This is a genomic window from Moraxella lacunata (genome assembly GCF_002027545.1).
Lineage (GTDB): Bacteria > Pseudomonadota > Gammaproteobacteria > Pseudomonadales > Moraxellaceae > Moraxella > Moraxella lacunata.
On record NZ_MXAN01000100.1, the window covers coordinates 1 to 23,674 of the forward strand.

The 23,674-nt window shown below is 42.9% G+C and carries 16 protein-coding genes and 1 pseudogene; 11 read left to right on the plus strand and 6 right to left on the minus strand.

The annotated features are described in order from the left end of the window. Nucleotides 1-959: 959 nt before the first annotated feature. A complete protein-coding gene (locus tag B5J94_RS12390; RefSeq protein WP_062501687.1) occupies nucleotides 960-1,835 on the minus strand; it encodes a MaoC/PaaZ C-terminal domain-containing protein in 876 nt (291 codons plus the stop codon). A gap of 217 nt (nucleotides 1,836-2,052) precedes the next feature. After that, on the minus strand, nucleotides 2,053-3,411 hold the full coding sequence (locus tag B5J94_RS12395; RefSeq protein WP_062501291.1) for a 3-oxoacyl-ACP reductase: 1,359 nt from the start codon (nucleotides 3,409-3,411) through the stop codon (nucleotides 2,053-2,055). Nucleotides 3,412-3,638: 227 nt separating this feature from the next. Between B5J94_RS12395 and B5J94_RS12400 the strand changes: the two genes are divergently transcribed. The 10 genes from B5J94_RS12400 (at nucleotide 3,639) to B5J94_RS12445 (ending at nucleotide 18,394) form a co-directional block, all read left to right on the plus strand. Further along, a complete protein-coding gene (locus B5J94_RS12400) occupies nucleotides 3,639-4,922 on the plus strand; it encodes an acetyl-CoA C-acetyltransferase (RefSeq protein ID WP_062501293.1) in 1,284 nt (427 codons plus the stop codon). A gap of 813 nt (nucleotides 4,923-5,735) precedes the next feature. Next, nucleotides 5,736-5,942 (plus strand): hypothetical protein, encoded by a 207-nt coding sequence (locus B5J94_RS12405; protein ID WP_062499002.1) that lies wholly within the window; start codon nucleotides 5,736-5,738, stop codon nucleotides 5,940-5,942. Then, entirely contained in the window at nucleotides 5,939-7,099 is a 1,161-nt protein-coding gene (locus B5J94_RS12410) for a serine endopeptidase (protein ID WP_174519807.1), read from the plus strand. The genes B5J94_RS12405 and B5J94_RS12410 overlap by 4 nt, the downstream gene beginning before the upstream one ends. Nucleotides 7,100-7,216: 117 nt before the next feature. Continuing rightward, on the plus strand, nucleotides 7,217-8,152 hold the full coding sequence (locus B5J94_RS12415; RefSeq protein ID WP_062499003.1) for an ABC transporter permease: 936 nt from the start codon (nucleotides 7,217-7,219) through the stop codon (nucleotides 8,150-8,152). Between the two features lie 33 nt (nucleotides 8,153-8,185). Continuing rightward, the gene (locus B5J94_RS12420; RefSeq protein WP_062499001.1) at nucleotides 8,186-8,983 is read left to right on the plus strand and encodes an ABC transporter permease; all 798 of its coding nucleotides are present in this window, start codon (nucleotides 8,186-8,188) and stop codon (nucleotides 8,981-8,983) included. A gap of 2 nt (nucleotides 8,984-8,985) precedes the next feature. Continuing rightward, nucleotides 8,986-10,437, plus strand: a complete 1,452-nt coding sequence (locus tag B5J94_RS12425) for an ABC transporter ATP-binding protein (RefSeq protein WP_062499000.1) — start codon at nucleotides 8,986-8,988, stop codon at nucleotides 10,435-10,437. A gap of 206 nt (nucleotides 10,438-10,643) precedes the next feature. Further along, nucleotides 10,644-11,351 carry an NBR1-Ig-like domain-containing protein gene (locus tag B5J94_RS12430; RefSeq protein WP_062498999.1) on the plus strand — a complete coding sequence of 236 codons (708 nt, stop codon included), beginning with the start codon at nucleotides 10,644-10,646 and terminating at the stop codon, nucleotides 11,349-11,351. Then, nucleotides 11,344-12,663 (plus strand): MATE family efflux transporter, encoded by a 1,320-nt coding sequence (locus B5J94_RS12435; protein ID WP_062498998.1) that lies wholly within the window; start codon nucleotides 11,344-11,346, stop codon nucleotides 12,661-12,663. The genes B5J94_RS12430 and B5J94_RS12435 overlap by 8 nt, the downstream gene beginning before the upstream one ends. 149 nt (nucleotides 12,664-12,812) lie before the next feature. Beyond that, the gene (locus B5J94_RS12440; RefSeq protein WP_062498997.1) at nucleotides 12,813-13,706 is read left to right on the plus strand and encodes a hypothetical protein; all 894 of its coding nucleotides are present in this window, start codon (nucleotides 12,813-12,815) and stop codon (nucleotides 13,704-13,706) included. A 17-nt stretch (nucleotides 13,707-13,723) separates the two neighbouring features. Beyond that, a complete protein-coding gene (locus B5J94_RS12445) occupies nucleotides 13,724-18,394 on the plus strand; it encodes a nidogen-like domain-containing protein (protein WP_062498996.1) in 4,671 nt (1,556 codons plus the stop codon). 181 nt (nucleotides 18,395-18,575) lie between these two features. On the opposite strand, the gene B5J94_RS12450 is transcribed toward B5J94_RS12445, so the two are convergent. The 4 genes and pseudogenes from B5J94_RS12450 to argJ all read right to left on the minus strand — a co-directional run bounded on the left by B5J94_RS12450 (nucleotide 18,576) and on the right by argJ (nucleotide 22,750). Next, a complete protein-coding gene (locus B5J94_RS12450; RefSeq protein ID WP_062498995.1) occupies nucleotides 18,576-18,863 on the minus strand; it encodes a hypothetical protein in 288 nt (95 codons plus the stop codon). Nucleotides 18,864-19,084: 221 nt separating this feature from the next. Beyond that, nucleotides 19,085-20,698: pseudogene (gene mqo / locus B5J94_RS12455) on the minus strand (malate dehydrogenase (quinone)); the annotation flags it as partial. 342 nt (nucleotides 20,699-21,040) lie between these two features. Beyond that, complete coding sequence (locus B5J94_RS12460; RefSeq protein ID WP_062498994.1) at nucleotides 21,041-21,232, minus strand: NF038104 family lipoprotein; 192 nt, start codon at nucleotides 21,230-21,232, stop codon at nucleotides 21,041-21,043. Nucleotides 21,233-21,535: 303 nt separating this feature from the next. Continuing rightward, nucleotides 21,536-22,750 carry a bifunctional glutamate N-acetyltransferase/amino-acid acetyltransferase ArgJ gene (gene argJ, locus B5J94_RS12465; protein WP_062498993.1) on the minus strand — a complete coding sequence of 405 codons (1,215 nt, stop codon included), beginning with the start codon at nucleotides 22,748-22,750 and terminating at the stop codon, nucleotides 21,536-21,538. Between the two features lie 422 nt (nucleotides 22,751-23,172). Here argJ and B5J94_RS12470 point away from each other — a divergent pair, with 422 nt between their 5' ends. Continuing rightward, complete coding sequence (locus tag B5J94_RS12470) at nucleotides 23,173-23,538, plus strand: hypothetical protein (protein ID WP_062498992.1); 366 nt, start codon at nucleotides 23,173-23,175, stop codon at nucleotides 23,536-23,538. Nucleotides 23,539-23,674: the final 136 nt, after the last annotated feature.

Below are 23,674 nucleotides of genomic sequence, written 5' to 3' on the forward strand. Positions count from 1 at the left end.
TACGCACCTTACGGAACTATTAATGCCCTCTACTGGCATAGGAGTAGGGTCTACAGGATTGCCTGTGGTGGTGGCTCTGATTTTGCCCGGACCACTTCCCCAAGTCCATAATGTCCCATCCTCTTTAATGCCTGCTGCCCAATTCGTTGTCTCGCTACTTTTTTAGGTTCTATGATAATATCTAAAGGTTTTTCTAATGGCGTATCGGGAATGTTGGCGGTGGGGTGTTTGTCGCTACAGGCAGTTAGAGTAACAGACAGGCATAAAAAAGAGCGGGCAAGGCTCTGACGGGGAAGGTATGATAAAACACATCTTTCATAGTCGCTTGCATAAATGACTCCTGTTACCTTGATAAAAAAAGAATGATTTTTATTCTATAATAAATTTAATGGGTTGTAAACAGCGATTTTTGCACCGTCAAAACATCATCACGGCTAGGATATTCATCTGTAGATTTGCCCATTCCAAACATACCATCATGACTTCCCCAAGCATACAATTCCCCATTTTTGGTTAAAACACCAGACGCACCACCACCCCAAGAAACCCCGTATCCCAACTAATCTCTACAATACTGGGTAAATAGTTTGCTTTTTGAAAAGGTTCTCCTGCTAATAGACTTCTTTCCANNTGGATTTTTAAAAACTTCAACCCCAATACTTATAAGGGTTTATTTTTAGTTTGGAAAGAGATTTAATCTATAATGCCTTTTAATATCCACCCAAATAAAACTACCATCGGATAGTTTTACTTCTTCTTGATATGCTATGACTTTATGAGCTGGTCTAAAATCACAACCCAATAATAGAAGTGATGAGCATAAAATGGGAATAATAGATTTTTTAAACATCTTTATTTTTCCATAAAAAAATAGCAATTTTATAAACCTCACCCTTTTGAACTCAAATTTACACTCAATAAAAATAAAAAAGACATACTCAGTATGTCTTTTTCACCCATCATAAAAACGTAATTTTACCGAGTAAATGCGGTTTTTCCGTGCCTGCCGCATACAGGGCAAAGGCTCGCCCATCGCTCTCTTGGCGTGCCACAAAGTCAATCTTGGACGGCAAGAAAATGGGTGTTTTAAATGACACGTCCACTCGGTACGCCTTTGGCAAATCATAAAATTGAGCAATGCTCGCCGCCTTTGACCACATACCATGAGCGATTGCCTTAGGAAAGCCAAACGCCCGAGCCGATAAGGGGTGCAAATGGATTAGGTTAAAATCCCCCGACACGAACGCATACCGCCGTCCGATGTCTTCTGGGATATTAATCAGCTCCGCCCAACCGTTATCATCAGGCTCTAAGCGTGCCACACTCTCAGGCACAGATTTGACCGTGCGTTCATCGACGGGCTTTTTTTGGCGAGACAGATAGGTTGATGTCCCCTGCCACACCAACTCATCATCGATATGCACTTCGGTGATAAAATCAAAGGTCTGCCCCTTGTCATGGGGGGTTAGGTTATCAAGTCGCACGCTCATCTTGACCGTTTCGGTATCAAAAATCGGACGATACTGCGTAACGCTGTTTTCTAAATGCACCAGCCCAAGCATGGCAAAAGGAAAATCAGGCTTTGCCATCATGTTCATCTGCAACGTCTGCGACAGCACCGCAAAATACGTTGGCGGTACACGCCCATCATCAATAAACCCACAGATTCGCCGATAGTCTCGCAAATTGTTCTGGTCAATGGCGAGTTTGTCCACTGCATACACCGAATCAGGCAATGCCCCTGCTCGGTTGTCGCCATGCGGAATCAAACTTTTGATAACATTGGCGTAAGTGGTGTGCATTTTTGGCAATTCTTTAAAATTTTGTTCTGCCATATCATACCTTTAAATAAATCTCTTTCCAAACTAAAAATAAACCTTTATAAGTATTGGGGTTGAAGATTTTAAAAATCCACAAAAATCGGGGTTTGGAAAGAAGTCTAATATAGAATAATTTTTGGTAAATTTTAATGGATTTTTGGGGGAATGTAAATCAAAAATGTACAAGTGTACGGTTTATATGTTTCACATCAAAATTTACCAATGAATAAAATCACGCCCCAAGCACGCTTTGACCGCACACACGCACCACGTTGCCATTAAGCCCTGACGCTTTTGGCGACAGTAGCCACGATATCGTCTCTGCCACGTCCACAGGCTCACCGCCTTGACTCATCGAGTTCATACGGCGACCGGCTTCACGAATGGCAAAGGGAATGGCACCGGTCATCTTGGTCTCGATAAATCCAGGGGCGACCGCATTGATACGGCGTGCCGAACCGTCTAGGCTCTTGGCGGTTGCTTCAACCAGACCGATAACCCCTGCCTTACTCATGGCGTAGTTGGTTTGCCCTAGATTGCCGGCAATGCCTGAGATACTAGACACGCAGACGATACGAGCCGACTCGGACAAGCCGTTATTGGTAAGCAGGTAGTTATTAATGGTGCTAATGGCTTTTAGGTTGATGTTTAACACCAAATCCCATTTGTCAGCACTCATGTTGGCTAGGGTCTTATCACGGGTAACGCCAGCGTTATGTACCACACCGTCCAACACGCCACACGCCTTTAAAATCTGCTCGCCAGCGTCCGTTTGGGTAATGTCCAGTGGTAAGGCATGACCGCCCAAATTGCCCGCAACTTTTTGTAAATCTGCCAAAGACGCAGGCACGTCCAAGCAGTACAGCTCTGCCCCGTCTCGTGCCAACACTTTGGCAACCGACTCGCCAATGCCGCGACTCGCCCCTGTTACTAGGATTTTTTTGCCTTTTAGGGGTTTGGTTTCGTCAAAATCAACCAATGAGATCTCATCGCCATTGTCCTTGATATAGACCGCTTGCCCTGACACATATGCCGATTTTGCCGACATAAAAAAGCGTAAGGCGTGGTCTAGGTGCTCTTCGGCACCGATTTGGGTGTATAGCACATTGGCGGTAATGCCTTTTTTGAACTCTTTGGCGACTGATTTAACAAATCCTAACACCGCCCGTTGTGCCAAAGCAAAATCAATGTCCGTGCCTGTACAACAAGACGGACGAGCAATCAGTACAATCCGACCAGACGGTTTGATACGGCGAGCGATTTTATGGAAAAATTCATACACCGCCTTTAAGCCGTCCGTGTCTTTGATGTTGGTAACATCAAAAATCGCCACTTTAAAACGCACGTTCTCGTCTGTTAGGCGGTCATCTAGCTTATCGGCAGTGGTGATTTTGGCGTCCAATGCGGTCAAAATCTCATTTACACTACGGCTCACATCACTGTCGCCGACCGCCCCAAATGCCACTTCGCCACGCACCACAGGCTGACCCACTTCAAAGCGGTCAAGTTTAATGGGTGTGGGTAAACCTAGATTTTTTGCAACAGTTCTACCCAGACCTGATTGCACCAATTCACCATAACGATCGCTCATAGGAGTATCCTTTTGTTTGTCAATACAATAAGCCCCATTCTAGCATAAAAATAAATGTTGGCACAAAATTTTCTCTATTATAAAAATAAGTTATATATTTTAAATAAATAACAAAAAATTATTTAATAAAGCAAAAAACATTTTCCCTTTTAAGTCAAATAATGATAAGCTAGGATAAGCTAAATCAGCCTTTTACCTTTATCAATTCATTTCATTAAGGATAAGTCATGACCATCAAAAAAGTTGCCATTCTTGGCGGAAACCGCATTCCCTTTGCTCGCTCAAATGGTGCGTACGCAGACGCCAGTAATATCGATATGCTCTCATCGGTATTGGACGGTTTGGTTGCTCGCTTTGATTTGGCGGACAAAGAGATTGGCGAAGTGGTTGCTGGCACGGTCTTAAAGCATAGCCGTGATTTGAACCTAACCCGTGAAGCCCTGCTAAACACCGCCCTATCGCCCACGACCCCTGCCTATGACATCTCGCAGGCGTGTGGCACAGGTCTGCAAGCCACGTTTGCCGTTGCCAACAAAATCGCACTGAGTATCATCGATAGCGGTATCGCAGGCGGGACGGACACGACATCGGACGCACCGATTGCACTCGGGGACGGCATTCGTAAGCCCTTGCTTGCCATCAATAACGCCAAAACCGCCAAAGCTCGCCTAACCGCCCTAACCCACATCAACCCCAAAGACCTACTGGCATTCCCTGCCAATGGCGAGCCACGCACTCGCCTATCTATGGGCGAACACCAAGCCATCACCGCCCTAGAATGGAACATCAGCCGTGAAGCCCAAGATGAGCTAGCATTTAACAGCCATCAAAATCTGGCTCGTGCGTATGATACGGGATTTTTTGATGATTTGATGACCCCTTACAAGGGGCTAAACCGTGATAATAACTTGCGTGCAGACACCACGCTGGACAAACTTGCCACGCTAAAACCTGCCTTTGGTAAGCGTAACGCCAACCCAACCATGACCGCAGGTAACTCCACGCCACTGACAGACGGTGCGTCTTGTGTGCTACTTGCCAATGATGACTGGGCGAGCCAACATGGCTTTGAACCACTTGCCTACATCACACATCAGCAAACGGCGGCTGTGGACTTTGTGGGTAAAAATGGACTGACCGAAGGACTGCTTATGGCACCTGCCTATGCCGTACCAAAAATGCTCGCTCGTGCTGGTCTGACCTTACAAGACTTTGATTTTTATGAAATTCATGAAGCCTTCGCCAGTCAAGTACTCTCTACTCTGGCTGCTTGGGAAGATGAAAACTTCTGCAAAAACCGCTTGGGGTTAGATAAGCCACTTGGTAGCATTGACCGCAGTAAGCTCAATGTCAATGGGTCAAGCCTTGCCGCAGGACACCCCTTTGCTGCCACAGGCGGACGTATCTTGGCAACCGCCGCCAAATTGCTCGCCCAAAAAGGTTCAGGGCGTGCCTTGATTTCTATCTGTGCCGCTGGCGGTCAAGGCGTTACTTGTATTTTAGAGCGTTAATCATACAAAAAATTGCCCCAAAATGTACCAACCCCAATCTGTCATGGATTGGGGTTTTTGGTTTTATAGTCAATTAACCCCAATTTGCACCAATGCTAAATTTTAAAAATTTATTTGTCGCATGGTAAGGTGCGTACCACACACTTTTTAAATGAAAAATCTTATTGGTGCGTAATACGCACCTTACTGCCAATGGGTGTATTTTGAAGTTAGATGATTATAATTCGTCCCTACAACCCAAAAAATAATTATGGGGTAATCAATAAATTACCATTTAAGTTGAGATTAAAGTAACAAATCCAATTCCCCCTGCCATTTCAAATAATTACCAATAATGAATTTTTCAATTTTCCATGGTAAATAATGGTGTGTTTATATTTTAATTTTTTCTATTTTAATAAATTACTAGCCAAAATTGATTATGTTAAATAAATTTGGTATAAAGTGAAAAAGGTTTTTGGGTTTGGCAAATTAGAGCGTGGGGAAAGTTTGGTAAAATGAAAAAATTGGAATTTTCCTTTATAAAGTTTTTAAGAAAAAGATAGGATTATGTTAAATAATTTTTTAAATATTTAACTCCAATCCCCACGCATTTTCCCTAAAAAACTCTTTTATTTCCAACGCTCGTTCATTTTTTATTTATAAGCGGCTTGTATTTTTGTAAGTTATATAATAGACTTCTTTCCAAACCCCGATTTTTGTGGATTTTTAAAAACTTCAACCCCAATACTTATAAAGGTTTATTTTTAGTTTGGAAAGAGATTTAATAACATAGCTTACTTTTTGCCATTTGGCTGACCTTAGGACTTTATCATGACTTTTAAATACACCGCCCTAGCCTGCTCACTTGCCGCCGCCCTTGCCTTGACCGCCTGCGGTAATGACGACAAGGCGACTACCGCCACAGACAACGCCACGCCTGCCACGAGCGATAAGACACTCACGGTTGTTACCCCTTGGGAAATTACCAATGCCGACCCCATCATCTCGTCATTTTTTCATCATTGGAGCTTGTCATGAGCGAACAAAGCGTGAACAAAAAAGGTAGAGCCAAATTCAAGCCCACCCCCAAAGCCAAAACCGCAGGGCGACAACCTGAAAAATGGTTTAATGTCTTTTTGTGGATTGTGGCGATAATTTTTGCCGGCTTTTTGATTGGACTAGGGAGCAAAATCGTGGCGGATTTGCCGATGATTAGCACCGACCCTGTGGAATTATCTGATTTTGTCGCCGACCGTCCTGCCTACAACCAGCTAAAAGACGAGCTGACCCAAGCCGAACAACAAGAGCAAGACATCACTCACGAATGGGAACAAAAAAGCCATGAGCTAACCCAAAAACAAAGTGAAAACACAAACGCCCGTGAGACTTTTGACAACTGGCTTGCCACACGTTCTGTTACCGAGCAATCCGACCAAAACCCCGAAGTCATCAAACGCACAAGCGAGCTTGATGAGCTAAAAGCCCAAGAACAAGCCTTACAAAGTGAGCTGTCCGCCATAGAAAAACGCCAACTAGACAGACGGCAGACGGTAGAGAACATCGAAACCCAAATCATACTCATGGAAGCGGACGCTATGGACGGCTACAACCGCCATAATAACCGCACCGAATTGCAGGTATTTATTTATCGCTTGATGATTACCTTGCCACTGTTATTATTGGCAGGTTATCTGTTTAAACGCTATCGCCATACTAACGCATGGCCGTTTGTGTGGGGCTTTACGTTTTTTGCCCTGTTTGTGTTTTTTGTGGAATTGGTGCCGTATCTACCCAACTATGGCGGTTATGTTCGCTATGGCGTGGGGATTATCGTAACGGTCGTCATCGGCAAATACGCCATTGGAGCGATGAACGCCTATCTAGAACGCAAACGAGTCGAAGAAGCCTTATCCAGCAACGAACGCCAACAACATATGGATTATGATGAAGCTCACATCAAAATCGGCAAGGGCATTTGTCCAAGCTGTGAACGCTCGCTCGATTTCAATAACACCGATTTGGACTTTTGTCCGCATTGTGGGATACATTTGTTTGAATATTGTTCAAATTGCACCACTCGCAAAAGCACCTTTAATCATTATTGCTTTAAATGTGGTCTGGCAAGTCGCACGGAGCATTTGGACGAACAGGTCTTTACCCCTGCAAATCCCAACACTCCACCCACCCAAATCTAAACACCAAACCCCATGCCATGCGTGGGGCTTTCTATTTTAAAAAAATATTATGTTATTACATTTGCTTTTATCATCAATAAAAATTATGATAGCCCGATTTTGCTTATCATTATTATCATGCTAAAACTACTCACATCACAGCTTATCCAACTACTCTTGGTTGTCTGGTCAGTCGGTACTTTGACCTTTGTTCTTATGCGAAACCTACCAGGGGACATGGCGTATCGCATTGCGGCATCTCGCTACGGTTATGACCAAGTAACGGCAAGCTCTGCCAGCCAAGTGCGTGCTGAGCTGGGGCTTGATTTGGCGTGGCATGAGCAGTATTTGAGATGGTTCGCTGACTTACTTCGCTTGGATTTGGGTAACTCGCTTGTCAGTGGGGCAAGCGTATGGGCAGAGATATCTCACCAGTTTGGGCATACATTGGCATTGGCATTGGTCGCTTTGGTCATTTCACTTATCATCGCCCCACCGATAGGCATACTCTCTGCCTTGCGACCTAATGGTATTTTTGACCGTTTTACTTTATTTATTGCCACGCTCCTTCGCTCCGCCCCTGCCTTTATCATTGGTGTGTTACTGATGACCATTTTTGCGGTGCAATTAAAATGGTTGCCTGCCGTTGGCTATGGCAAACCCATTAACTACGTATTGCCTGCTCTCACCCTTGCTTTGGGTCTGTCGGCTGTTTCCATTCGTGTCAGTCGCAATGCGGCGGTGGCGGTGTTTCATGCCACTTATTATGAATTTGCCAAATTAAAGGGGCTTAGTTCTTGGCAAGCATTTAGACGGCATGGCATGCGTAATCTTGCCATTCCCATTGTTGCTTATCATGGCGTGCAACTCATTTATCTGATTGAAGGCGTGGTTATCGTGGAGAGTTTATTTGCCTGGCCGGGCATCGGTCATGCCTTGGTTCACGCCATCATCGCCAGAGACGTTCCTATGATACAAGGCACAGCTTTGGTCATGGGGGCGTTGTTTGTTATGCTAAATACGGTGCTTGATATTCTCAATCGGCTCATTGACCCACGTGTTAAATTAAAATAACACAACCCCAGATTTACCTTTAAACTGCTTATCATGAACATACTAAAAAAACTCACGCCTGCCCAACGCATCGGTGCTGTCATACTGGCGACATTGCTCATCTTTGCCTATGCCAGTCCGCTGTTACGCCCCCATGACATGGCACTACAAAACTTAGATGTCATCTTGTCTGCCCCCAGTGGTGAACACCCCTTTGGTACTGACCATCTGGGGCGTGACATGATGGCACGGCTCGCTGCCGCCATTGCCCTGTCCTTTTCACTGATTGTCGGTTCGGTTGGGATGGCACTCATTTTTGGGTTGTTATTTGGTTTGCTGGCAGGGATTTTTGGTGGCATTTTGGATAAGTTTTTTGGCTTTATTTGTGATTGTGTCATGGCACTGCCAGGGCTTTTGTTCATTTTATTGTTTGCGTCCATCGCCCCCAACAGTTTTTGGTCTCTGTACTTGGGCGTGTCACTGGTCATGTGGGTTGAGTTTTTTAAGATGACAAGAGCGATGAGTCTAAACCTACGCCATTCTGGTGAAGTGCAAGCCAGCACACTCATGGACATGGGACTTTGGTATATAATCAAACGCCACTACCTGCCCAGACTTGCCCCTGTGATGTGGACACTTTCGGCATTTGGGGCGGGTAATGCGGTGCTTGCCCTTGCCACGCTGGGCTTTATCAATGTCGGCCTAAAACCGCCCACCGCTGAGCTGGGGCTTATGATGACTGAGTTGTTTCCTTATTATTATGAAGCCCCTTTGGTGTTCTTTTTGCCCATCATGACCGTGTTTTTACTTGTGCTTTCTTTTCAATTATTATCAGGCAAACAGGACGGCTAATCATGCCAGACACCCAATCACCACAAAATGTCTTAATCCAAGTCAATGACTTATCCGTTCACACCAAAGACGGTGTTTGTCTGATTGAATCCATCAGTCTGATCATCAAACAAGGGCAAAATTTGACCATCTTAGGGGAGACAGGTTCAGGCAAAAGCCTACTTGCCCAAGCACTTATGGGAGCACTGCCTAAGGGCTTGATGGTCAAGGGGCAAATCATCATCAATGGCAAGACATTTCATGACGGACAAGGTGAGCTTGATGGGCGTCAATTTGCCAAACTGTGGGGGCGTGATTTGACCATGCTTCCCCAAGAGCCAGTGCGTTCGCTTGACCCCACCATGACGGTGTTCCGTCAGATTTGGGAGAGTCTGTATTTTGTCAAAAAAGCCGATAACGCCACTGCCAAACAGGCCACGTTACGCACCTTAGAACAATTATCCTTAGCCCACGCCAAAGACCACTATCCCCACGAGTTATCAGGGGGCATGGCACAACGTGCGTCCTTTGCCTCTGCCACCGTGAGCGGAGCATACATGGTCATCGCTGATGAGCCAACCAAAGGGCTTGATCGCACCAATAAAATCGCTGTCGTCGACATGCTTGCCCAAGTCGCTAAACAAGGCGGATGTCTGTTAACCATCACCCACGACATTGAAGTTGCCAGATGCCTAAGTGGCAACAACGACCTGTTAATGGTCATGAAAAAAGGCAAGCTTTTAGAACAAGGACAAGCCACCGATGTCCTACAAAACCCCCAATCAGACTATGCCAAAGAGCTGATGAGTGCCAACCCTGCCACATGGGTAAAGGCGGATATTGCCCCCACTGACACACCCTTGCTCAGTTTACACGATGTGGCCATCAGTCGTGGTAACAAAGAATTATTTAGCGGACTAAACATCACGTTGCACGCAGGACAAGCGGTCGGACTTATCGGTGATAGTGGCATTGGCAAAAGCTCACTTGGGGACGCCATCTGTGGTCTTATCACGCCGTCCAAAGGGACGATGATGTGGCACACCACACCCAAACGCCACCAAGTACTAAAACTCTACCAAGACCCGCCATCTGCCTTTGCCCAAAACATCACATTAGGCACGCTCATCAATGACGTGGTCAAACGCCACAAACCAGATAAATCACAAATCGCCCCACTCATGGACGCCTTACAGCTCCACCCTGACCTGCTAAACCGCACCAGCCAAAACGTCTCTGGGGGCGAATTGCAACGCATCGCCATCATGCGTGCACTGATGATAAAACCTGTGTTGCTGTTTGCCGATGAAGTAACAAACCGCCTAGACCCCATCACCCAAAAAACCACGCTAGACTTACTCACGCACGCCTGTCGCACCCAAAACTGTACGCTTGTCATGGTGAGCCACGACCACGATTTGACACGGCATTATTGTGATACGGTGGTGGATTTGACGGATTATAAAAGGGGTTGATGAATAAATGGGCGTGCGATAGATGATGGTGTTAAATTATTTATTTTCAAAATAGATAAGGAGAAATGATTTAAAAATAACATCGTTCAAAATTCTGACGATTTTTAAAAATAACGTGTATTTTTGTTGCTTTTTGTGTCATATTTATTATAGGATAAAAAGTTATGTTACAGATGTTTTAATCATTCTTTTATTTGGTATCTTATATGACCCAGCATAAGCAACCCTGCCCTAAACTCATGTCCAACTTGGGCGTTTATGTTCGTCAGTACTGCTCACAGCACGACGTTAGCATGGAACGACTGGCCAGTAACGCTGGGCTTGCCAAAGCCACACTCTATACCTTATTAGACCCTACCAAAGATGCCCGCATGAGTCAAATCATCAGTCTGGCACGGACGATGGGCGTACATCCGCAGATATTATTGCAGATGAAATGGGCGGATTTTGATGTTGGCACGATTAATGCCATCATTCCAAAACAGCACTTTACCAACAGCACTCATACAGGCAAATTAGACGCCAGTGCTTTTGTCACCGAAACACCGCCTGATGGTCTGCTCATCGCTCCCAATACCCGATTTGTCAAAAGCTGGACAATCCAAAATGTGGGGCGTACCGTGTGGCAAAATCGTTTTTTGACCTGCCAAAATCCCAAAGCAGACGTTATCTATCCTAATAACCAAACATCCGCCGACTATCATTTTACGCCCCTAACCAATCAAATCGCCATCCCCACAACACACCCTGGCGAATGTATCACACTCTCAGTTGAATTCATCACGCCCAGCGTATCAGGGCAGTACATCTCTTATTGGAAAATGACCGATGAGCATGGCAATTATTGTTTTCATGAAGGCATTGGCTTGTCCACATTAATCTTAGTGCAAACCTTGGGCGTCAATCATGTCTAGCACTCATCAGGATGCGGTCACCCCCAATTTGTTTAAGCAGATTGGTTCAATCTGGCTCACCCAGATGGTACTGGTCATTATCCCTGTTATTGATACCTACCTATTGAGTGGAGTGTCCAGCGCAAATATTGCAGGTTATGCTCTTGCCAATGCGTTTTATGGACTGTGGATTTTAACCGCCAAGGGCGTACTTCAAGGGCTAAGCTATGCTGTTGCTCAACGCTTTGGAAAAAATGACAATACAGGCATTGCATCATTACTGATACAGTCTGTTTGGTTATTAGTCATCATGACAATGGTAGCATGGGGGCTGTTATGGTTTAGCAGTCTAGGCATTCGCCATCTGTCCATTAGCGATGACTTAAAGACCTTAGCAGTCCAGTATCTATATGTCATTACCATGGGTGTGCCCGCCGTGTTAGGCATTCGTATATTGGTCGCTTATTTGCAAGCAATCGATATGTCTGATGTGGTCTTTAAGATTTTATGGATGGCACTGCCTTTTAAAATAATTATCGGCTACGGATGCGTGCAGGGATATTTTGGCACTTCATGGCAAGGCACGACTGGTACAGCTCTATCTACCAATCTGTATTATTGGCTAGTTTTTCTCATTGTTGGGCGTATCAGCTATCAACATATTCAACCTTATCTGCACAGCAATCACGCCATCAGACTTTGGATAAACTGGTCAGAGATTAAACAATTACTTGGTTATGGACTGCCCATTGGTGCCAGTTATTTGGCTGAATATTCGCTTTTTCCCATCATTGTCAGCCTACTGGCAATAGCCAATGAAGGTATGCTTGCCGCTCATGAGATTATGAACAACATTTATGATTTGTTTTTATCCCTGCCAATTGCAGTGATGATTGCCATGAGCATTTGGCTTGGACAGCGTTATCCCAACCCTTCCATCACCACCTTAAAAACCATAAAATACGCTGAAATGATACTCTTAGGATTTGCCGTGGTGGCGGGGTTAGTCATCTATGGTACAGGCTCATTATGGGTTGGCTACTACCACATTGATACTTTTTCACAAGAGCTGATATTTGGTGCATTACCTTTATTGATATTGCGAGGTGTTTTTGAGTGTACTGCCAGTCTAAATGCTTTTTATCTAAGAGCCATTGGACATGGTTGGTCGGCTTTCATATTTACCATGATTGGACTATGGGGCATCGGCTTTTTTGGCATAAGCGTTAGCGATAATCTTACCATCAATCAAATTTGGCAATGGCTGGCATTATCTTATGGGCTAGGCTGGGTCTTATCTAGATGGTGGTTTTGGCGTGTTGTAAAAAAGTAAAATTTTTGCCTGCAAACAAATCTATTAAAACGTCGGAAATTTGAACGATGCTTCTGAAAATTTATGATATAACTATATCTGCCAAAAACAGTCATGCTCGGTTATGACAAGTAGCAATTTCATAAATTTTCATCAAGCAAGAGGCTCTCATGAAAAATACAACCGTAAATATCGTATCTTCGCAAAAAGTAATCAGCACCTTTGATATTGACAATCAAAGCATGTCAGTTCAAGCAGTGCCAAATGTTGGTTTCGTCATCTTGAATAAGGACACCAAACTGTCTCCAAAACAACTACGCACCGCCAAAAAGGGTAATGATCTGGTCATCAAAACAACTGATGACGATGAAACCTATCTTGTCATCAAAGACTACTTCATCACCGATGATGTTCAAATAATTGGTGTTTCCAACGATCAATTTGCCCCATACATCATCTCACCAGTAGAGTCTACAGCCACCGCCACACTTGGTGCTGTGATTGCTGAGACTAATTACACACCTTATCTGCTTGGCTTATTGGGAGTGGGTGGTGTCGCTCTTGCAAGTGGGGGTTCGGATGACAAGGGAGGTACCTCCTTGTCTACCTCTCAAATTACGCCCAATCCAGTCCACCCTCCTAGTAATACACCAATAGAGATTCTACTTTCTAATTTAAATGTTGATGAACATGCAACAGGGGCAGTTATTGGCACTTTGAGTGTTGATAATACAGATAGCTACACATACATGGTTAATGATGACAGATTTGAGATTCTAAACAACCAATTAAAACTTAAAAATGGCATAGTTTTAGACCATGAGGCAGAAAGAAGTGTTGCCATTGAAATATCAGCCATTAATCAAAATGGCTTATCACACAAGCAAAGTTTTAGCATTCTTATCAATGACATTAATGAAGCACCAACTGACATCACCTTAAGCATCAATAGCATTCTTGAAAATGAAAGATCTTTAGGATCGGTTTATATATCTGATGACAAATTTACTGATTATGCCTATCAAATAAACGACCCTCGCTTTGAGATTATTGATGGCTTTTAAGAGTTAAAGACGATCACGTGATAGATTACGAAACAGAAAAACAGTTAGATATTTCCATCAAGGTTATAGATGAGGATTTAAGTTTTAGCAAAGAATTCACTATTGATGTAAAAGATGTTTTAGAAAAAACAACACTAACCGGTGATGACCAAAATAATACATTGGGATTTATCGATAGTAATGATCAATATTACATTTTTGGTGGTACAGGTGATGATATTCTAACTGGTGGCACAAACAATGATATTTTACGGGGTGGTGCTGGCACCGACATTATGGATGGCGGTGCAGGCGATGATAAGTTTATCATTGTTGGTGATTTGACTTTAGGTGGTAAACTAGATAGCGATGAGGACGCAGAGTTATTAGGTGTGGCATTGAGTTCACTAAATGGTCAAAACTTAAATGAAGACAATAATGGCGCTGTTGAAATTATTCGTGGTGGCGATGGTGAAGATACTTTATATGTGTATGGGAATGCGGATTTAAGTAATTATGACTTGTCAGGTATTGAACATGTGGTTTTGCGTTCAGATGTGAAGTTTACTGCAACGCAGTTACAAGGATTTAAAACAGTTAAAGGTGATGGCTTAAGTACATTGCGGATTGATAATAAGACTGAATCTGAGCAAACTGTTGATCTGAGCGAACTTCAGCTTACGGGTATTGGTCATATTGGATTAAATAACACCAAACTTTCTTTTACTGAATTAGGGCAGTTAGGTGGTGTAAATTCAGTAAGTGGAAAAGGGGCTTTAATTACAACTAATCCAAATATTGATTTGAAAGGAATCTCCTTGGATACATCAATTGATGCGATGTGCATTGATGATTCTGGTCAAAGTAAGCCTATTACAGGGGCAACTTATGTTGAATCAACTGAATTGATTTCATCAATTCAAGATGGATTCCGTCTAGTCGAAGGAGATGAGCGTAATAACAAACTCAATGGTTATCGTACAGATGATCGTATCATCGGTGGTTTGGGGAATGATGAGATTCGTGCTGAAGATGGAAACGATGAAATCTGGGGAGATGAAGGTGCTTTGGAAATAGATCCACTTGATGATGCAACAGAGAATAATACAACAAGCCCGAACGATAGTAATCTGCCAAATCAAACATCAAGTTTGCGTTTGGTTAATAATCTAGGTGGCGAAAAGGGCTTTGGTGAATCCTTTTTGGATAGAAATGATGATGGTTCCACTGGAAAAATTGATATTACTTCGGTATTTGGTGAAGAAGGATTGAATTTCTTTGGTACAAAATATACATCATTATATATTAATAATAATGGTAATATCACTTTCAACGGTCCCTCTGGACAGTATACGCCAAATCAAATTGATGGTGGAGTAAATAATCCAATCATTGCCGCATTTTGGGCAGATGTGGATACTAACGGTGGAGAAACAACTGTTTCGCAGGGTGGAAATTCTACGGGTAGTAATTTAGTTTGGTATGACTTAAATGCAGAAAATAAAACCTTGACAGTAACATGGGACGATGTTGGGTATTATTCTTCTCGGACAGATAAGACCAATGCTTTCCAAATCCAATTAGTTGGAAAAGACAACGGTAATTTTGATATTGTCTATCATTATGAAGATATTCAGTGGACAACTGGTGAAGCTAGTGGTGGGTCAAGTGGTCTAGGCGGCACAGTTGCTCGTGCGGGCTATTCATCAGGTGATGGCGTGCATTATCATGAATTGGCAGAATCAGGTGACCAAGAAAAAATGCTAACACTCAAAGGCACACAAACTTTTGCAGTGAATAACAGTCATGTATTGGAAAAAGCCACACACGATACGATTGATGCAGGTGAAGGTGATGATGTGATTGTGGGCGGTCGTGGCAATGACAAGATTGATGGTGGTGAAGGACAAGATATTGCGAAATATCTACTAAACAAAGCTGACTATAAAGTTGAGCAGCAAGGTGGACAAACCATTGTGACTGCCTTAAGGGGCAATGAAGGTACAGATACTTTGGTCAATATTGAGAAATTGGTATTTGCTGATGGCGAAATTGAAATTAAGCCATTAAAAACATCAGAACAAATTTTTAATGATTTGGAAAATGGAGGGTATTATTCGACATTGTGGCGTATGGTTGATGCTGTACAATATAATTCTGAAACTGCAAATATGAGTATTGTGAAACCATCAGAAATCGACATGCAAGAAGCTGGATTGCAATTCTTGCGTGGAGATGTATTGGGGTTGGATGCTCAAAAATTTGAAGGCAATATTTATCATTCTGAATTTGGGCAGGCGACTGTTGCGATTGTACAAGATGCTTTGTTTATTTCTTTTGCAAAAGATGAAGGAAAGTCGGCAAGCAGTGACGAACTATATCAATCATTTGCACCAATTATTTCAGCAGTGGATAAATATCTACAAAAATATAGTCATTCTATTAAGACTGTCTATGTAGCAGGTCATGATATGGGAGGTGGTACAGTTGAGCGCTATATGAATGAGCATAGTGATGGTCAATTTGGGGTAAATTATAAGGGTGTCACTTATTCCGCTAATCCTTATGATAATGGGGATATTTTTAATCCAATAGGAAATTTTGATAGTCGCTTAACTCAATTTGAGTGGGATAATAGTTGGTCTGCTGATACTGGGATTAATAAAGGGCATGTTGTGAATATTCATAATATTGCAAAGAGTGGATGGTTGGGAATTGATAAGTTTTCTTTGGTAAAAGATACTTTTGATACTTTATCTGGGCAGTATAGCAAGTTGGATGCATTTAAGGATTTGGCTCGACATTTTGATTTGGAGTTAAATAAATATCAGCTATACTTTGGCGGCGAAGCAAATAGATTTGCTGGCGATACCCGTGTATTTATTCCCTTTAATATAGATACAATGAAAGTTTCTCAAGATGATGCAGAGTATTCTTTGGCATCGTTGGCAAAAATAATGATGAGTCTATTTACTGGTTTGGAAAGCATGAAAGACTTTAAAGAGGCTTCTGGCGGAGATTTGTCAAAACTTTATTCAGGTTTAAATAATGCATTTGAGGTTTTGGATATTTTTGCAGATACATTAACACAATTTGTAACATATCAAGTGATGTTTGGTGGTCTAGGAAAAGATACCTTAAATGCTGGTATTGATAATGATGCATTATTTGGTAGTGAAAATGATGATGAATTGGCAGGCGGGACAGGTTCTGATACATTATATGCTGGGGCCGGAGATGATACTTTGGATAAGCCGAATAAAATTACTAGCTTTAGGGAGTTACTAAAGATGGCATTCCCTGTTGAAGAGTGGGTAAAGGTTGAGACATGGGCTAATGCTTTTGTGGATAAGGGCTTTGATGAGTTGTTGTCTAAATTCCAAAATAGTAAAGATATCTTATTTGTTTTGGAGCAATTACATAGTATAAAGAAAGGGGCTTCTGCTATTTCTTGGGATTTGGTTTTGACTAATGCAAAAGATATTTTTAAGGGAATGTTTAAAGATTATTCTTTAGGTAAGTTCAAAGAAATTGTGGGGGAGAGCCTTGAGTGGAGAAATGAGGGAAATGATACTTTATATGGAGGTTTAGGAAATGACACTTATTTTATTAATAGTAACAAAGATAAAGTAATTGAATATCAAAATGAAGGTGAGTTGGATGCTGTTGTTATTACAGGCAATCAAATTCATCTAGATGGGTATCTTCCATTTTTGGGTGGCAATAACTATAGGTTGCCAGAAAATGTCGAAGTCGGCATTCTAAAAGACGATGTTTGGAGCCCTAGTGAGAATTTTAATCTCTCTGCATCAGGATTATCGGGCACCCACTATTTAGTTGGTAATGCTGGTAATAATGTATTGATTGGCGGGACTGATGTTGATTACATCATTGGTGGTGCAGATAAAGATGTTTTATTGGGAAGTTTTGGTGATGATGTATTGATTGGCACCAAGTTGGCTAATATTGAGCATTATGGTTATACCCTTCCTGACATCCCACAAAATATTAGAGAGTTAATAGCAGAACACGCCAGTGGTTGGGCGACAGATGATGAGGATGCCTCGTTAATGTACGGTGGTACTGGCAATGATAGTATGTACGGTGCAAATGACAATGATTATTTCCTGATTGATGTCAATCGTGGTATTGGCGGCGTTGGGTATTCCAATACTAACAACATTGATAAAATATACAATTTCCACATTGATAACCCAAGCCTTGCTTTAGATGAAGATTATTTGGTATTTTCAGCCGAACAACTGGGAATTAATTATGATTTTGTGAGTGCTAATACAGACAACTCTGTCATTACCAATGGTTTGAACGGGTTGGATGATTTTAGTGAAACGATTGCCGGTGTAAATATCAGTGGCTATCATTGGTTTGATGAATATGATGATAAGCGTGGACTTGATCAATTATTAGAATTTGCCGATGATGATTACAAAGCTTTATACAAGGTGTCAAACTTAGACGAATATCATGCTTATGCTCATGATGAAGATGTATTACCAGCACCAGTATTTGTGCTAAACACACAAACTGGTAGTCTATATTTTGACCAAAATGGACCTCGTCAAGGTGGTAATGACTTGGTGGAGGTCGCAAAATTACAGACCACGGAAAATAATCGTGATTTGGCAAGTTTTCATGCAAATCAGATTGTAATCCTGCCAAACTTCGATCATCTTACACCGATCATATAATTACCCACCCCACAAGCTATTAAATACAGTATTGCAAACTTGATAAGTTTAGACTTATCAAGTTTGCTTTTGTATATACCCACCGAATTGCAAAACTACCACACGCCTTGGAGAGTGAATTGCATTCGCTCTCCAAAGATTACGGTATTTTTGCAACCCAATGAAAGTAATTGCAATTTCCTTATAACGCCCCATACTGCGACCACCGCTCGCCCGTGTCATGGCGTGCTTTGTGGGCGTGTAGCTCGTAACACGCCCAGATATTTACGCCAAACAGTACCGCTATCGCCATCCATGCAATGCCTTGCCCTTTGATGATGTTTTTGCTTGACAGATATGTTAGTACGCCTGCGATGATGACAGTAAGTGCCAGATAGCCCACACCCCAATCAAATATCCAAAGATATACCCCAAGCATGATGAGTACCGCCCAGCTAATGCCTTGCAAAAAACGTAAAAATTTTGTCATGTTTTTGGTTTATTTAAATTATCGGCCTGTTTAAATTATAGCCACTGGGCAAATATTAAATTCCATAACTACTTAATAAAAAATAAAGGGCAATCACTCACCCTTTGTTTTTGTATTTATGTTGTTTATGCTACTTTTTTAGGCTCGGTTTGGCTCTCTTCGCCCACTTCCACCACCGGCTCTTTGGCGTCAGGAGACGGCACAAACTTAGTCGGCTCTGGCACGTCTGCACTATCCTGTGGCTCGGGAGTACTTTGAGTTTTTGATGTATAGACCAGACCCAATGTGCGACTGGTGTCGGTACGCACTTCATCAAGCAGTTCTGGATTTTTTGCCAAATCCTGCCCATAAGACGGAATAATCTCCAAAAGTTTGGCATTCCATTTGCCCTGCACTTCATCAGGGAAAGATTTTGCCAACAAATCAAGCATCATGTTTGGCGATGTAGACGCCCCCGGTGAGGCACCGAGCAAGGCACTAAGCGTGCCGTCTTGGGATGCAAAAATCTCTGTACCAAACTGCAATTTGGCAGGCTCATTTGGCAGTTTTTTGATGATTTGCACACGCTGACCGCCTTGATTTTCTATCCAGTCGGCTTGCTTGGCTTCTGGATAATATTTACGCAGTTCCGCCATTTTTTGTTCAGGCGAGAGTGATACTTGACTGACCAGATATTTTACCAAATCCAAATTATCAAGCCCCACCGCCGCCATAGGCAAGGCGTTATCTTTGGTCGCTGATGCCAATAAGTCAGTTTGCGAGCCATTTTTTAAAAATTTATTTGAATACGTAGCAAAAGGTCCAAACAGCACGTATTTTTTGCCGTCAATATAACGAGTATCGATGTGTGGCACGCTCATGGGCGGTGCTCCAAGTTCGGCACGTCCATAGACTTTGGCGGTGTGAGCATTGACCACATCAGGGTTATCGGTCATCAAGAACAGACCGCCCACAGGGAATCCTGCATAATATTTACTCTCAGGCAGTCCTGTCATTTGTAGCATTTTTATCGCTGCACCCCCTGCCCCGATAAAGACACGGCGAGTCTTGGTGTGCGAGACGCTGTTATCAGCAAGATTTTTGACACTCACCGTCCACGTGCCGTCATCATTACGGCTAATGCCCGTAACTTCGGTGCTAACTTACAAGTTAAAATTACTGTTTTTGCCCAAATGATTGATGAGCTGTGTGGTGATTGCTCCATAGTTTACATACGTACCGATGTCCATGCGAGTGGCGGCGATTTTTTGGCTGTCATCACGCCCTTTGGTAACGAGCGGTGCCCATTGCCCTATCTCTGCCTTGTCTTCGCTATAAATCATGTCGCTAAACAAAGGGGATTTTATCATGACTTCGTGGCGACGTTTTAAAAAGTCCACGTTATCGCCCCACACAAAGGCAATGTGTGGCACAGGATTGATGAATGTTTTGGGGTCGCCCAATGCTCCGTTTTTGACTTGGTGCGTCCAAAACTGCTTGGAAATCTCAAACTGCACGGCAGTTTTTTCGGCACGCTCAATCGAGATACTACCGTCTTCGGCTTCAGCGGTATAGTTCATCTCCATAAAGCCTGAATGCCCCGTGCCTGCGTTATGAAAGCCGTTTGAGCTTTCTTGGGCAACTTTATCAAGGCGTTCGTACATTTGGATTTTCCACGTCGGTTCAAGCTCCGACAGATACGCACCAAGCGTTGCCGACATGATACCACCACCCACCAGCACCATGTCCACCACAGGCTCATCGCCTGCCAATTTCACTGGTTTGGTCGCCATAGGGCGGAACAAGAACAGTAGCACCGCCACCAAAACCACGATTAACAAAACCCCGACAATCATCAAGATTTTTTCATTTTATTTGTTTTTGTCATAAAACACCTAAATTTACAATGCATTTGCAAACAAAAACGAACTTAATTTAAAATTGCTTAATCATTAAAATTGGTTAACCATTAAAATTGTTTAATATTTCATTTAGTTTTATAAATTATCAAACAATATACGATTAAAAAATCTCAACCTAAGTCCGTTTCAAAACCGGCTATTATAAAGAAAAAACCTTAAAACGACTGGTTTTGTAATATTATCCGCCCTGATAATTACAAAAACACAACATTAGAACGGTTTTTTATCCCAATGTTGTGTTTATGATTTTGCTAAATTGTAACTATTCTTTAATGTTTAATCATCATCTTTACCATCTTTTTTATCGCCATCAGGAATGACCGCTCCGACCACTTTTGCTGTGCCTTTAACCACACCTTTGGTGGTCTTGTAGGCGACTTTGGCAGGAGTGGTTACGACTTTATGTACACAGCCTTGTAGGATAAAGACAGATAAAGCGATGGTTAGTAGAATAGAAATCTTTCTCATGGTGTATCTCGAATGATAGAAAAGAGCGATATTTTAGAAGTTTGTGATGATTTTTACAAATAGTTTTTTAAATTAACTTACACCTAACAAACTTGATATTTACCACAGGCTTTGTAGGGATTGGCTCCGCACGTCCTTTGATAATATACCATTTTTATAGGCGTGCACAGCACGCCCACCCCTACACCCAAACATCATTACGTTTGTGGTAATTTTAAAGTTTCTTGGGTGTAGTGGCTACATACAATTTGGGGCAGTTTACACCACGCCAATGACATAATCGTGGCAATGGCAGCTAGGGAATTAGCTACGGTAATCAGCATTGATACTCACATATTCATGCGACAAATCGCAAGTATAGACCGTATCGGTGCAATCGCCCTGCCCCAAATCAATGCTGACCGTTATCTCAGGGCGACTCATCACCGCCTGCCCCTGCTCTTCGGTATAGCCGTCCGCCAGTCCGCCACGCTGACAAATGGCAATCTCATCGAGCGATACACTCACACGGCTTTGGTCAAATGGCACGCCCGCATAGCCCACTGCCGCCAAAATCCGCCCCCAGTTCGGGTCGGACGCAAAAAATGCCGTCTTGACAAGGGGCGAATGAGCCACCGCATAGGCGACTTTGGCACAGTCGTCCGTGGTCTTACCGCCTGTTACCTTGACCGTGATAAATTTAGTCGCCCCTTCGCCATCTCGCACGATGAGCTGAGCAATTTTTAGCATTACTTCTTTGATAGCTTGATAAATGGCTTGATAATTGGCGTGGTTTTCGCTGTCTATCAAATCGCCCACCTTGCCTGTGGCGATGAGCGTACAGCAGTCGTTGGTGGACGTATCGCCGTCAATGGTAATGCGGTTAAAGGATTGATTGGTCAAATCCACCAAGATTTTTTGGAGTAGCTTTGGGCTGATACAAGCATCTGTCGCCACAAAGCCAAGCATGGTCGCCATGTTCGGGCGTATCATCCCCGCCCCTTTGCTGATGCCTGTTACCGTGTAAGTCGTGCCGTCTATCGTGGTCTGTACGCTATACCCTTTGGGAGTGGTGTCGGTCGTCATGATACTGTGGGCAGCGTTTAGCCAGTTATCGGCAATCAAATCCGCCAATGCCTTATCCAGTCCTGCAATAATCCTCTCGCTCGGCAAAGTCTCGCCTATCACGCCTGTGGAGTACGGTAGCACTTCGCACGCATTCACGCCTGCTTTTTCCGCCAACGCCTGACAAGTCGCCAACGCCCTGTCCAAGCCGTCCTGCCCTGTACCTGCATTGGCGTTGCCTGTATTGATGAGTAGATAGCGTGGCGTGTGCGTTTGGATATGTTTACGCACAATTTGCACAGGGGCTGCCACAAAGTGGTTTTGCGTGGTAACGACCGTCACGCTCGCCTCGTCATCTATCTTGAACACCGTCAAATCACGACGGTTTGTATAGCGTACACCCGCTTCACAAATGCCGATTTTTACACCATCAATGGGCAACAATGGCACAAGACTAACATCACCGACTGGCATGGGTTTTTCCTTATTTGGTTTAAAATAACAATTCGATTTAAAATAAAACCATTGTACCAAAAATTTGTGTATTTTTGTAAAAATTTATGGGGTAAAATCATGTGGATGGTTTTTATTTTATTACGCCTAACGAATTGAATATTCTCCACAGGCTTTGCAGGACTGTTTTGCACGCCCATAAAAATTGATATCGTCAAAGGACGTGCTCAGCACGCCCCTACATCGACATATCATTAGGCTTGTATTGATTTTAGGGTTTTATGGCTGCACTTTTAAAAATGGATTATGTTAAATAAATATAAAGACAAAACATTACCATTGTGATAATAATAAGAAAATAACTTTTGTTAAAATGGTTAAGCATGGTTATGCATATTAGCATGTCATTAATAACACACTTTATATTTTATTAGGAATACATTATGAACATCACCACCCTACGCTCTGTCGGTGCCATCGCCTTAGTTGCCATGGGCTTGACCGCTTGCCAAAGCACGCCCACCAACCCTGTCATCGCTCGGGCGGATAACACGTTTGAAACCACGGGACTGGGTAAAACCAAAGCCACCGCCCAAAACAACGCCCTAGCGTCCGCCAAAGCCCAATGCGGTTACAAAACCCCTGTCGTCATCAATGACACCACCACCTACAATGGCGTGATGGACGAACGCATGGGGCGAGTCATGGAACAAGGGGCAAAAGTGGTCGGCACGATACTCGGCACAGGTTCGCCTGAGCTAAGCCGTGATGATGATTATGAATATTTTATTAAATTTCAATGTCAATAATTTTCATCATTTTTATAGGGCGTGCCTGCCTTTGGTATTTACAATGAAAAATGAGAAAAGTCGCAGGTTTTTCAAGAAAAAAAACAAAGGCTGATAGTCATTCTATCAGACAAGTTTTTATTAGACCTCTTTCCAA

Excerpts from the sequence above, each read along its gene's own strand:
- B5J94_RS12390 (WP_062501687.1), bottom strand. The coding sequence starts at position 1,835 with ATGGCAGAACAAAATTTTAAAGAATTGCCAAAAATGCACACCACTTAC.
- B5J94_RS12430 (WP_062498999.1), top strand. The coding sequence starts at position 10,644 with ATGACCCAGCATAAGCAACCCTGCCCTAAACTCATGTCCAACTTGGGC.
- B5J94_RS12395 (WP_062501291.1), bottom strand. The coding sequence starts at position 3,411 with ATGAGCGATCGTTATGGTGAATTGGTGCAATCAGGTCTGGGTAGAACT.
- B5J94_RS12460 (WP_062498994.1), bottom strand. The coding sequence starts at position 21,232 with ATGAGAAAGATTTCTATTCTACTAACCATCGCTTTATCTGTCTTTATC.
- B5J94_RS12420 (WP_062499001.1), top strand. The coding sequence starts at position 8,186 with ATGAACATACTAAAAAAACTCACGCCTGCCCAACGCATCGGTGCTGTC.
- B5J94_RS12405 (WP_062499002.1), top strand. The coding sequence starts at position 5,736 with ATGACTTTTAAATACACCGCCCTAGCCTGCTCACTTGCCGCCGCCCTT.
- argJ (WP_062498993.1), bottom strand. The coding sequence starts at position 22,750 with ATGCCAGTCGGTGATGTTAGTCTTGTGCCATTGTTGCCCATTGATGGT.
- B5J94_RS12450 (WP_062498995.1), bottom strand. The coding sequence starts at position 18,863 with ATGACAAAATTTTTACGTTTTTTGCAAGGCATTAGCTGGGCGGTACTC.
- B5J94_RS12435 (WP_062498998.1), top strand. The coding sequence starts at position 11,344 with ATGTCTAGCACTCATCAGGATGCGGTCACCCCCAATTTGTTTAAGCAG.
- B5J94_RS12400 (WP_062501293.1), top strand. The coding sequence starts at position 3,639 with ATGACCATCAAAAAAGTTGCCATTCTTGGCGGAAACCGCATTCCCTTT.
- B5J94_RS12470 (WP_062498992.1), top strand. The coding sequence starts at position 23,173 with ATGAACATCACCACCCTACGCTCTGTCGGTGCCATCGCCTTAGTTGCC.
- B5J94_RS12440 (WP_062498997.1), top strand. The coding sequence starts at position 12,813 with ATGAAAAATACAACCGTAAATATCGTATCTTCGCAAAAAGTAATCAGC.
- B5J94_RS12415 (WP_062499003.1), top strand. The coding sequence starts at position 7,217 with ATGCTAAAACTACTCACATCACAGCTTATCCAACTACTCTTGGTTGTC.
- B5J94_RS12425 (WP_062499000.1), top strand. The coding sequence starts at position 8,986 with ATGCCAGACACCCAATCACCACAAAATGTCTTAATCCAAGTCAATGAC.
- B5J94_RS12410 (WP_174519807.1), top strand. The coding sequence starts at position 5,939 with ATGAGCGAACAAAGCGTGAACAAAAAAGGTAGAGCCAAATTCAAGCCC.